This window comes from Amnibacterium sp. (genome assembly GCF_051956055.1).
Taxonomy (GTDB): Bacteria; Actinomycetota; Actinomycetes; order Actinomycetales; family Microbacteriaceae; genus Amnibacterium.
The window spans coordinates 1-11,815 of record NZ_JBQCGC010000025.1; the positions used below are offsets into that span (position 1 = coordinate 1).

At 73.9% G+C, this 11,815-nt stretch carries 11 protein-coding genes; all 11 read left to right on the forward strand.

Features of this window, described 5'->3' with window-relative positions; genetic code table 11:
• The first annotated feature begins 119 nt into the window (after positions 1–119).
• Positions 120–1,547: a rhamnulokinase gene (locus ACTHLI_RS03635; protein ID WP_440181565.1), complete on the forward strand. Its 1,428-nt coding sequence runs from the start codon at positions 120–122 to the stop codon at positions 1,545–1,547.
• A gap of 4 nt (positions 1,548–1,551) precedes the next feature.
• Positions 1,552–2,790: an alpha-hydroxy acid oxidase gene (locus ACTHLI_RS03640; RefSeq protein ID WP_440181566.1), complete on the forward strand. Its 1,239-nt coding sequence runs from the start codon at positions 1,552–1,554 to the stop codon at positions 2,788–2,790.
• Positions 2,791–2,835: 45 nt separating this feature from the next.
• Entirely contained in the window at positions 2,836–3,498 is a 663-nt protein-coding gene (locus ACTHLI_RS03645; RefSeq protein ID WP_440181567.1) for a hypothetical protein, read from the forward strand.
• Positions 3,495–4,829, forward strand: coding sequence for a hypothetical protein (locus tag ACTHLI_RS03650; RefSeq protein ID WP_440181568.1), 1,335 nt, complete (start codon positions 3,495–3,497; stop codon positions 4,827–4,829). The genes ACTHLI_RS03645 and ACTHLI_RS03650 overlap by 4 nt, the downstream gene beginning before the upstream one ends.
• 52 nt (positions 4,830–4,881) lie before the next feature.
• A complete protein-coding gene (locus tag ACTHLI_RS03655; protein ID WP_440181569.1) occupies positions 4,882–5,082 on the forward strand; it encodes a DUF6582 domain-containing protein in 201 nt (66 codons plus the stop codon).
• 163 nt (positions 5,083–5,245) lie between these two features.
• Positions 5,246–6,220: a lactonase family protein gene (locus tag ACTHLI_RS03660; protein WP_440181571.1), complete on the forward strand. Its 975-nt coding sequence runs from the start codon at positions 5,246–5,248 to the stop codon at positions 6,218–6,220.
• Positions 6,217–7,953: an ABC1 kinase family protein gene (locus ACTHLI_RS03665; protein ID WP_440181572.1), complete on the forward strand. Its 1,737-nt coding sequence runs from the start codon at positions 6,217–6,219 to the stop codon at positions 7,951–7,953. Before ACTHLI_RS03660 ends, ACTHLI_RS03665 begins: the two co-directional genes overlap by 4 nt.
• A 76-nt stretch (positions 7,954–8,029) precedes the next feature.
• The gene (locus ACTHLI_RS03670; protein ID WP_440181577.1) at positions 8,030–8,875 is read left to right on the forward strand and encodes an HpcH/HpaI aldolase/citrate lyase family protein; all 846 of its coding nucleotides are present in this window, start codon (positions 8,030–8,032) and stop codon (positions 8,873–8,875) included.
• Positions 8,876–9,014: 139 nt separating this feature from the next.
• The gene (locus ACTHLI_RS03675; RefSeq protein WP_440181573.1) at positions 9,015–9,752 is read left to right on the forward strand and encodes an IclR family transcriptional regulator; all 738 of its coding nucleotides are present in this window, start codon (positions 9,015–9,017) and stop codon (positions 9,750–9,752) included.
• Between the two features lie 80 nt (positions 9,753–9,832).
• Positions 9,833–10,045 carry a hypothetical protein gene (locus tag ACTHLI_RS03680; RefSeq protein WP_440181574.1) on the forward strand — a complete coding sequence of 71 codons (213 nt, stop codon included), beginning with the start codon at positions 9,833–9,835 and terminating at the stop codon, positions 10,043–10,045.
• A gap of 49 nt (positions 10,046–10,094) precedes the next feature.
• Positions 10,095–11,815: ABC transporter ATP-binding protein (locus tag ACTHLI_RS03685; protein WP_440181576.1), on the forward strand; the 1,721-nt coding region annotated here is incomplete at its 3' end.

An 11,815-nucleotide genomic window follows, 5' to 3' on the forward strand; every position in this document is an offset into this window, starting at 1 on the left:
GCCGGCGGGGGGGGCCGGGCCGCCCCCCCACCTCACCCCCCCCCCCCCACCGTCGGTCTTTCTGTACACGGGGCGCCCGCGCGCCTTTTACTCCCCACCCACGAAGGGAGGTGCGCGGGATGACCTCCGTCGCCGCCATCGACCTCGGGGCCACCTCCGGGCGCGTCATCGTCGGCGAGCTGGAGGACGGGGCGCTCCGGCTGCGGCCCGTCGCCCGCTTCCCGAACACGCCCGTCCGGCTCGCGGACGGCCTCCACTGGGACGTGTTGTCCCTGTACACCGCCGCGATGCGCGGGCTCGGCGAAGTGGCCCGTGCGGACGAGGGACTGATCGGAGCCGCCATCGACTCGTGGGCCGTCGACTACGGCCTCCTGAACGGGAACCGGCTGCTCGGGAACCCCTTCCACTACCGGGACGCCCGCAACGAGCAGGGCGTCGCGCGGGTGCACGCCGCCGTGTCGCCGGAGGAGCTGTTCCGCCGCAACGGGCTGCAGCACCTGCCGTTCAACACCGTGTTCCAGCTCGCCGCGGCCGCCGCCGCAGGCGAGCTCGACGAGGCGGAGCGGATGCTGCTCATCCCCGACCTGCTCGGCTTCTGGGCGACGGGCGCCCGCGTCGCGGAGCGGACGAACGCGTCCACCACGGGGTTGCTGGAGGTCGGCGGACCCGACTGGGACTTCGCGCTCCTCCCCCGCCTCGGGCTGCGCCGTGACCTCCTGCCGGACCTCGTCGACCCGGGCACCGCACTCGGTCCGGTGCTGCCCGAGATCGCCGCCGAGTTCGGCATCCCCGGCCGCGTCCGCTTCACCACGGTCGGCTCGCACGACACCGCCTCCGCCGTCGTCGGTGTGCCGATGACGCGGGACGACGCCGCGTACATCTCCTGCGGCACGTGGTCCCTCGTCGGCGCCGAGCTGACCGCGCCGATCACGTCCGAGGCCGCGCGAGCCGCAGGATTCACCAACGAGGGCGGCGTCGACGGCCGCACCCGCTTCCTGAAGAACGTGATGGGGCTCTGGCTGCTCTCCGAGTCGGTGCGCGCGTGGGAGCAGGTCGGCGAGCAGCAGGAGCTCGGCGCGCTCCTCAGACAGGCCGCCGAGGCCCCGGCGGACGTCCCGACCTTCGACGTGAACGACCCCCGTCTCCTCGCGCCGGGCGACATGCCGACCAGGATCGAGGCCCTGCTCGTCGAGCGCGGCTCGCGGGTCCCCGCCTCCATCCCGGAGTTCGTGCGGGGCGTGCTGCAGAGCCTCGCGAACGCGTACGCGGACGCGGTGCGCGACATCGAGCGGCTCACGGGGCGCCCCATCCGCCGGGTGCATCTGGTCGGCGGAGGCGCGCAGAACGCGCTGCTCTGCCAGCTCACCGCGGACACCGTGGGCGTGCCGGTCGTCGCCGGCCCGGTCGAGGCGACGGCGATCGGCAACCTGCTGGTGCAGGCCCGAACCCACGGACTCATGACCGGCGACCTCGAGTCCCTGCGTGCTGTGATCGCCCGTTCCTTCCCCCCGCGCACATACGCCGTGCGCACGAGCGCGAGAGGCTGACCACATGGTGCAGCGGCAGTTCCCGAAGCCCGTCGACGTGTTCGAGTACCTGCGGTTCAAGAAGCCGCAGCTCGATCGGAAGAAGGCGCGGCTGGAGGCGGCGCTGACGATCGAGGACCTGCGGAGGATCGCGAAGCGGCGCACGCCGGCCGCCGCGTTCGACTACACGGACGGGTCCGCGGAGGCGGAGATCTCGATCCGCCGGGCCAGGCAGGCGTTCCGGGACGTGGAGTTCCACCCCCGGGTGCTGCGGGACGTCGCGGCCGTGGACACCACCACGACGGTGTTCGGGGCCCCGTCCGCGCTGCCGTTCGCGATCGCGCCCACCGGGTTCACCCGCCTCATGCAGACCGAGGGCGAGACCGCCGGCGCGGGCGCTGCCGGGGCGGCAGGGATCCCGTTCACGCTCTCCACCCTCGGCACCACGAGCGTGGAGGGCGTGAAGGCCGCGAACCCGAACGGTCGGAACTGGTTCCAGCTGTACGTGATGCGGGACCGGGAGATCTCCTACGGACTCGTCGAACGGGCGGCCCGCGCGGGGTTCGAGACACTGTTCTTCACCGTCGACACCCCCGTCGCCGGCGCGCGCCTCCGGGACAAGCGCAACGGGTTCTCCATCCCCCCGCAGCTGAGCATGAAGACGATCCTCGACGCGCTGCCGAGACCGTGGTGGTGGATCGACTTCCTCACCACCGAGAAGCTCGAGTTCGCGTCCCTCTCCGACACCGGAGGCACCGTCGGGGACCTGCTCGACATGGCCATGGACCCGACCATCAGCTTCGAGGACCTTCGCATCATCCGCGAGATGTGGCCCGGCAAGCTCGCCATCAAGGGCGTGCAGACCCTCGAGGACGCGAAGACCTTCGCCGACCTCGGCGTCGACGGCATCGTGCTGTCCAACCACGGCGGCCGGCAGCTCGACCGCGCCCCGATCCCGTTCCACCTGCTCCCGGAGGTGGTCCGCGAGGTCGGAGCCGACACCGACGTGCTGGTCGACACCGGGATCATGAACGGCGCGGACATCGTCGCCGCGATCGCCCTCGGCGCGAAGTCCACCCTGATCGGCCGCGCCTACCTCTACGGCCTGATGGCCGGCGGCCGCGCCGGAGTCGACCGCACTATCGCCATCCTGAGCGACCAGAGCGTGCGCACCATGAAGCTCCTCGGCGCCCACACCATCGAGGAGCTCGAACCGGGCCACGTCACCCAGCTCGAACGGCTCACCCCCCGCCCGCGGACCTGAGCGCCTCCCAGCATCGGCCGCGTTGACTGACGGTCGACACGGTCGATGCGGGAGGTGCTGATGGCGCGCGTGGTGATCGTGCCCGGACTCGCCGTCCGAACCTACGCGGAGCCCGCCGTCGCGGCGGTCGCCGCCCGCGGCCACCGCGTCGACCTCGCACCCGCGCCCGCCTGGCGGGGCTCCCCGGCGGATCTCGAGCGCTACGGCACCCGGCTCGCACGGCGTCTCGAGCAGGTCGGGCCCGTCGACCTGCTCGTCGGGCTGTCGGTCGGCACGCAGGCCGCAGCGGCCGGGGCCGTCGATGCCGGACCGACCGTGCGACGCCTGCTGCTCGTCAGCCCGACCGTCGACCCGGTCAACCGCTCGTGGGGGCGGCTGCTGGGCCGATGGGTCCGCGGCGACCCGCGCGCCGCGGATCCTCCGCTCCGGGAGCAGGCCGCCGACTGGACGCGGGCCGGCGGCCCGCGGATCGTCGCCGGGCTCCGCTCCGCACTGCGGACGGCACCGCTCGAGCGCCTCGTTCCCGCGGTCGACGCGGAGGTGGTGGTCGCGCACGCGGAGTTCGACCCGCTCGGGCGCCGTTCCTGGGCTGCCGGGCTCGCGGGCGCGGCCTCCGGCAGGCTCATCGACCTGGCCGGCGCCCCGCACTCCTGGCCGTATCACGACACGACCGCGTTCGCCGACCTGGTGGAGGAGCTGATCCGATGAGCCTGGACCCCGAGGACGTCGTCGCCTCCTTCGACTCCGCGAGCGTGCTGCACGCCGCCACCGTCGCGGCCCTCGAGCAGCGGCCGTTCCCCCATCTCGGCAACCCGGCTCCCCTCGCCTCGGCCGCCCGCGTCGGCGGTCGGCTGCCCTGGCCCGTCCTGCGCCGCATCTACGCCCGGATCGGTGGCGCGGAGGGGATCGACCCGGCCCGGCTCGGCGACGTCGACATGCAGCGGGTCGCCGCGTCGTTCGCCGACGCCTACCCGAGCGGCCGCTTCCCGGCGGCCCTCGTCGGGTCCAGCAACGGCGCGCTCGCGCATCTCGCCGCGGCGATGCAGGTGCCGTGGCTGCCCGGCACGGTGCTGATCCCGGTGCATCACGTCGGTCCGGCGGACCGGCCCGACCGTGCGCTCGAGTTCGGGCAGCGGGTCGGTCCGCGCCTGCTCGACGCCAATCCGGGCATCACGCTGCACCAGATGCACGACGCCGCCCAGGACGAGCTCATGGTCGCGCGGATGGCGTACTTCCGCACCAAGTGGAGCATGCTGCCGGAGGCATACGTCTCGTTCCTCGGCGACCGGCTGGCACCCGGCGCCCCCGTGCTGCTCGTCGACGACACGTCCAGGTGGCCCGTCACGCGCGTCGGCACCCGGCACGTGTTCCAGGCGGGGGGCCGGGGCGGCCTCGATCCCGAGCAGCACCTGGCACGGCCGCACACGCCGCCTCCTGACGACGAGGCGCCGGAGGCGGAATGGGGTGCGGACCCCTCCTTCACCGCCGCCGTCGAGCACTGGGCGGTCTCGCACGGCCACCCGGTCGTGCGGATCACCGTGGACGGCCCGCAGGAGGCGGCGCATCCGGTGGCCGTCGCGCTCCGCGCCTGGACCCGCGACCGGGGCGGCACCGGGGACCGCCTCATCGTCCCCTCGTTCGTGCTCGGCGATCCGTGGCGGACGATCGAGCTCGGCCGGGTCCCGTTCTGGACGTACTTCCCCGTCCGCGACGCCGTCGCATCCCTCGAGCACCACCTCACGGCGTCGGAGGCGTACGCCGACGTGGACCTCATGCTCTTCCAGCACGGCGCGCGCTCCCCCGGCGCGGTCGGCCCCGCCGCGTTCGCCCGTGTCGTGCGGGCGCACGGCGCCCGTCCGCACCTCGTCGGCCTGCGACCGGAGGCGGTGCCGCACGACATCGGCGCCATGGCCCGCTACGGTCCGGCGCTGGCGAAGGCACCGGCCGCCGGCATCCCGTTCACCCCGTTGCCCGTCGCGGAGGCGATCGCGCGCCTCCGCGCCACGGTCGGTGCGCGAGGGCGGCCGATCGTCCAGTGACCGCTCGTCCCACGACCAGCCGGCGGTCACCCTCCGCTCCTACCGTGCCGGGATGGCCGATCTCGACACGAACGCGCGCAAGCACATCAAGGACTCGAACTTCGGGCTGCCCGACGAGCGCAAGTACCCGATCGAGGACATCGATCACGCCAGGAACGCCCTCGCCCGCGTGGCCCAGCACGGCACGAAGGCCGAGCAGGAGGAGGTGCGGCGCAACGTCGAGCGGAAGTACCCGTCCCTGAAGCACGACTGACGCGGCTCCGGCTCCCCTCCTCCCGCTCGCGCGGCTCACGCGGTACCCCCTTCGTCCTTCAGGAGATTCGAGGACGGCGCGCCGAAATCTCCTGAACGACGAAGGGGTCGCGAGGGGAGGAACGTCCTTCGAATCGGCGCCGGGATCGGGCCAGGATGAGCGGGTGACGACGTACTGGGTCGGCGGCTACACGCGAGGACACGACGAGGACGGCGGCGTGCGCCGCCTGGGCGCCGCCGGCGCGCCGGTCGCGGTCGTGACGCCCGACCCCTCCTACCTCCTCGCGTCCCCGGTGCACGAGGACCTGCTCTACGCCGTCGACGAGGGCGGGGATGCGCTCGTCGCCATCCGTGGGGACGCGGTCGTGGCGCGGGTGCCGGTCGCCGGCCGTGCGCCGTGCCATCTCGCCCTCGTCGCGGACGGCCGGTTGCTGCTCGCCGCCTGCTACGGCGACGGGGCGGTGAGCGTGCATGCGCTCGACGCCGACGGGCTGCCCGGGCCCGCACACGCGCTGCCGGACCCGGAGCCCGCACCGAACGGCCCCCACCCGGCCCAGGACGGGCCGCACGCCCACGCCGTGCTCGAATCCGACGGGCTGCTCCTCGTGGCGGACCTCGGCACCGACCGCGTGCTCATCCACCGGCCCGTCGGCGACGGGTACGTCTGGGAGGGCGCCGTCGCGCTGCCCGCAGGGACCGGCCCGCGGGACCTCCTGGCCCTCCCGAACGGGGACGTGCTCGTGCTCGGCGAGCACGACTGCCGCATCCACGTGCTCGACCTGCCCGGCCGGCGGGTCCGGGCGTCGGTGCCCCTCACGACGGACCCGGTGCGGGGCGATCAGGCGGCCGGGATGACCCTCGCCGGCGCCCGGCTGACGGCGGGGCTGCGCGGAAGCGATCGCATCGCCCTGCTCGCGCTCGGCGCGGACGGCGTCCCCGTCCCCGTCGAGTCGGCGCTCACCGGTGGCAGCTGGCCGCGGCACCACGTCGTCGACGGCGACCGGCTGCTCGTCGCGAACGAGCGCTCCGGCACCGTGACGGACCTCCCGTTCCGTCCCGACGGGACGTTCGGCACCCCCGGCCCGGTCGCACGGACGCCCGCGCCGACCTTCCTCCTCGGCGTCGGCGGTGCGCCGTGAACGTCGACGCGGACCTCGACCTGCTCGGCGTGCTCGTCAGCAGGCGCGACCGGCTCCTCGAGGTGGCCGGCGTGCTGCGCCGGTACGGCTTCGCCTCGATCGCGACCCAGCTCGAGACCGCGGGCGGTCCGCGGCTCGGCGTGGTGCGCTCGCTCGCCGATCGGCTCGCCGACCCGGAGCTCGCGAGCGAGTCGGCCGGTGAGCGCCTGCGGGGGGCGCTGACCGAGCTCGGCACCACCGCGATCAAGCTCGGCCAGCTGCTCAGCCTGCGGCCGGACATCGTGGGCGCCGAGATCGCGGCCGAGCTCGCGCTGCTGCGCTCCGGGGTTCCGGCCGATCCGCCCGGGCACGCGGAGGCGACGGTGCGCGAGACGCTCGGCGCGGACGTCGACACGCTCTTCGCCCACTTCGACCCGGAGCCGCTCGCCTCCGGGTCCGTCGCCCAGGTGCACCGCGCGACCCTGCCGGACGGCACCCCGGTGGTCGTGAAGGTGCTGCACCGGCACGTGCGGCGCCGGGTGCTCGAGGACCTCGAGCTGCTCGACGCGCTCGCGGTCTGGGCGGAGGCGGTGTCCCCGACCGCGCATCAGCTCCGGTTCGCGGGCGTGGCGGCGGATTTCGACCGGAGCATGCGCGGCGCCGTCGACCTGCGCGACGAGCTCGCGAACCTGCAGCGCTTCACGGCCATGTTCGCCGACGACCGCGGCGTCCGGATCCCGCGGCCGTACCCGGAGCGGTCCGGTGCGGCCGTCCTCACGATGCAGGAGATGACCGGCCACGTCGTGTCGGACGGCGCGAGCGTCCGCGCGGCGGGCTGGTCGCCCGACGAGCTCGCGACCCGGACGGCGAGCATCTACCTGACGATGATGTTCCGGCACGGGATCTACCACACCGACCCGCACCCCGGGAACTTCCTGCTCACTCCCGGGGTCATCACGATCCTCGACTTCGGCGACGTCGCCAGGCTGCCGACGTCGAAGCGACGCGAGCTCGAGGACCTGGTCGCGGCGATCGGCAGCGGCGATCCGCGTGCGAGCACCGACGCGCTGCTCACGATCACGGACGCTCCGCCTGGGACCGACGCGGGTGAGGTGCAGAGCGACCTCGAGTCGCTCATCACCGACCACCTCGAGGGCGACATCGGATCCCTCGACCTCGCGGCGCTGTCGAGGGGGCTGATCACCGTCGTGCAGCGCCACGACCTCGCCCTCCCGGCCGAGATCGCACTCGTGCTCAGGGTCATCACGCTCCTGCAGGGGCTCGCCGCGCACATCGGCGCGGACATCGACCTGCGGGCGGTCACACGGCCGTTCGCGCTCGACCTCGCGCGCCGCCGGCTGGACCCGAGGGAGGCGTTCGGCCGCGCGCTCCGCACCGGCAGGGCGTGGGAGCGGCTGGCCGAGACGCTGCCGGGCGAGGTGAGCTCCCTCCTGCAGCAGATCCGCCGCGAGGGCGGCGCCGATCTGCGACTGCGGGACCCGGACGGCATCGCCGACCGCGTCGTCGACGGGCTCCTGACCGCGGCGTTCGTGCTGTCGGCCGGCGAGCTCGTCTCCAGGTCGGTGCCGCCGAAGATCGGCTCGATCTCCGTGCCCGGGCTCGCCGTGGCGGGGTTCGCGCTGCTCCGGTACCGCGCGCTGCACGCCAGGACTGGGCGCGGGCCGTCCGCGCTCGCGCGCCTCCGGCTGGCCGAGCGCGTGATCCGCTCGACGAGGCGCCCCTCGTCCGAGTGACGTCGCCCTGCGCCGTTCCGGTACGGTTCCGAGCGGCCGTCGCCGCTGCGGCCGAGGAACGGAGCCGCGAGTGAGCATCCCCCAGACCGGCCACGGCCGCCGGACCGTCGACCCCGAGATCGCCAGGTCCTGGCTCCTGGTGAACGCGAACCGCCCCGACACCTTCGACGCCGCGCGGGCCTCGCGCGCCGACCAGATCATCCTCGACATCGAGGACGCGGTCGACCCCGCGAAGAAGGACGTCGCACGCGAGTCCGTGATCGACTGGCTGTCGGCGGGCAACCACGCGTGGGTGCGGATCAACGACCGCTCGACCCCGTTCTGGTCCGACGACGTCGCCCTCCTGGCCCAGGTGCCCGGCCTCGACGGCGTGCTCCTCGCCAAGACCGAGGCGCCGGAGCACGTGACCGAGACCTTCGACCGCCTGGGCGGCGCCGTCCCGGTGCTCCCGCTGATCGAGTCCGCGGTCGGGATCGAGGCCGCCGTCTCCGTCGCGTGCGCGCGCGGTGCGTTCCGGCTCGCGTTCGGCAGCGGCGACTACCGCCGCGACACCGGGACCAGCGCCGACGACCTCGCCATGGCCTACCCGCGATCCCGCCTCGTCGTCGCCTCGCGCGTCGGCAACCTCCCCGGCCCGATCGACGGTCCGACCGTGGGGTCCAGCCATCCGGTGCTGCGCGAGCAGTCGCAGATGACCGTCGCGCTCGGCATGACCGGCAAGCTCTGCCTCGACACCGGGCAGCTGCCGGTGATCAACGAGGTCATCAGCCCCACCCCGTCCGACGTGGCGTGGGCCCGCGACTTCCTCGCGGACTTCGAGGCGCGGGGCCGGGTGATCCGGGACGGCAGCGATCTCCCCCGCCTCGGGAGGGCGCAGAAGATCGAGAAGCTCGCCACCGCGTTCGGCGTCAATCCGCTCTGATATCGAGGAATGCACCACCGACCGTCCTGGTGATGCATCATCGACTTGTCATCAAACCGTTACCTCCTCCTAGACTCGCGAGGATCGACGGAGATCGGAGCGACCCCTGGACCCGGATACCGAAGAGCGCGATCGGTCGGTGCTCGGTCGTGCCGTCGGCGTGCTCGACGCCTTCGCCGGCGCGGAGGGTCCCGAGCTGTCGCTGACCGAGCTGGCCGATCGGGCCGACCTCCCGCTCACCACCACACATCGGCTCGCCGGGCAGCTCGTGAACGAGCGGCTGCTCGAGCGGCTGCCCTCCGGACGGTTCCGCATCGGCCCGCACGTCCAGGAGCTCGTCTCGCTCACACCCCGCGACCTCACCCCGGAGGACGTCGCGCACCCCTACCTCCAGGACCTCGCCGACGTGACCGGGCAGCCCGTGCAGCTCGTGGTCCTCGACGGAGGCGAGTCGGTGACCGTCGACCGGGCGGACGGCCAGGTGCCGAGCCGGGCGCCGACCCGCGCCCCCGCGCACGCCTCCTGCGGCGGTCTCGTGCTCCTCGCGCACGCACCGGCAGCCCTCGTGGACGCCGTGCTCGAGAGCGGCCAGTTCGAGCGGCGGTGGGACGCCGCGCCCGGGGTCACGGAGCGCGTGCGCACGGCCATCGAGGTCGCCCGACGGCAGGGCCATCTCGAGCTGCGCAGCAAGCAGACGGGCACCGTGTCGGTCGCGGCACCCGTGATCGTGGGTGCGGACGGACCGGTCGCCGCGGTCGCGATCAGCGGCGCTCCGCACTCCGAGCGGTCGCTCGCTCCCGCCGTGCTCACCACCGCCCGCAGCATCGCCAGGGCCATGGGCGCTCCCGCGACCGGACCCATCGCCGTCGTGCGCTGACCCGCGCAGTCCCCCAGAGACACACGCGCGTCAAGCCGGCTTGACACTGCGGAGGGAACGGTGTCAACTACAGTTGACACATGCCCGAGGAGGACGCCGTGACCGTCACCGCCGCCGAGTCCGGCGACCCGCTCGAGGTGCTGCGCCGGATCGCGCAGCAGCGCCGGGAGCTCGACCGCGCGGAGGCGATCGCCGTGCGGCGGGCGCGCGTCGCGGGCACCTCCTGGGCCTTCATCGCGACCATGCTCGGTGTGACCCGTCAGGCCGTGCACCAGCGCTACGGCCGCCGTTGACCTCCTCCCCGCGCGGAGCCCCCGTCGCGGGCGAGGATCATGGATGTCGATGACCACCAGCACCGCCGCCGCGCCCCGGCGCGGCTTCTCCCGCCGGAGCAGGGAGCAGGGTCCCCGCGCCCGGTTCCGCGACCTCCTCCCGTACCTCGCCGAGCACCGCGGTCCGATCGCGGTCGTGATCGTGCTCTCGATCATCGGCGCCGGGCTGTCGCTCGCGCAGCCGCTGCTCGTGGAACAGGTCGTGACGCGGGTGCAGCACGCGCAGCCGCTCGCCGCGGACGTGACGCTGGTCGCGGTGATCGTCGCGATCGGCGCGGTCGTGTCGGGGGTGCAGCACTACCTCCTGCAGCGCACCGGGACCTCGGTCGTCCTCTCCGCGCGGACGCGGCTGATCCGGCACCTCCTGCGCCTGCCGGTCGCCGACTTCGACCGGAGGCGCACGGGCGATCTCGTCGCGCGGGTCGGCACGGACACGACGCTCCTCTACGCCGTCATGACGCAGGGGCTCGTCGATGCGGTCGGCGGCGCCTTCACCTTCGTGGGCGCGCTCATCGGGATGGCGCTGCTCGACCCCGTGCTGCTCGGGCTCACGGTCGTCATCGTGCTGTTCGCGATCGTCGTCGTGGGCGGCCTCGCGCGCCGGATCCGCGTCGCGAGCCGCAGGCAGCAGGACGCGGTCGGCGCGCTCACGGCCGACGTCGAGCGGTCCATCTCCGCGGTGCGCACCATCCGCGCCTCCGGCGCCACGGAGCGCGAGACGGAATCCGTGCTGCGGGGGGCGCAGCGCGCCTGGGGCGCGGGCATCGACGTCGCGAAGGCGTCCGCTCCCGTTGTCCCGATCGCGTCGCTCACGCTCAACCTCGCGTTCCTCGTCGTGATCGGCGTCGGCGGCTTCCGGGTCGCGTCCGGCGCGATCGGGATCGGGAGCCTCGTCGCCTTCCTCCTGTTCCTCTTCCTGATGGTGATGCCGCTCGGGAGCGCGTTCGGTGCGGCCAGCTCGGTGGCGAGCGCGCTCGGCGCGCTCGGCCGGATCACCGAGGTGCTGCAGCTGAAGTCGGAGACGGCGGAGGACGCGGAGGACGGCGCGATCGAGAGCGGCCACCCCGCGGCGCCCGCGGTCGAGTTCGAGGGGGTCTCGTTCTCCTACCGCGGTGCGGACGGGGAGCGGGTGGACGTCCTGCACGACGTCTCGTTCGCGGTGCCGCGCGGCACCCGCACGGCGCTGGTCGGGCCGTCCGGGGCGGGCAAGAGCACGATGCTCTCACTGCTCGAGCGCTTCTACGACGTGGACGCGGGTGCGGTGCGGCTCGGCGGCGTCGACCTTCGACGGCTGCCCCGAGACGTGCTCCGGAGCCAGTTCGGCTACGTCGAGCAGGACGCGCCCGCGCTCGCCGGCACCATCCGGGACAACCTCGTCCTCGCCGCCCCGCGCGCGACGGACGAGGACTGCCTCCGTGCGCTCGATGCGGTGAACCTGCGCTCGACGGTGCTGAAGCACGCGGACGGCCTGGACGCCCAGGTCGGGGAGGAGGGGGTGCTGCTGTCTGGCGGTGAGCGGCAGCGGCTCGCGATCGCGAGGGCGCTGCTCGCCGACGCCCCGATCCTCCTGCTCGACGAATCCACGTCGAACCTCGACGGCCGGAACGAGCAGCTGCTCCGCGACTCGCTGGCCGCGGCGGCGGAGGGGCGCACGACCATCGTGATCGCGCACCGGTTGTCGACCGTGGTGGACGCGGACCAGATCGTGGTCGTCGACGGCGGTCGCGTGGT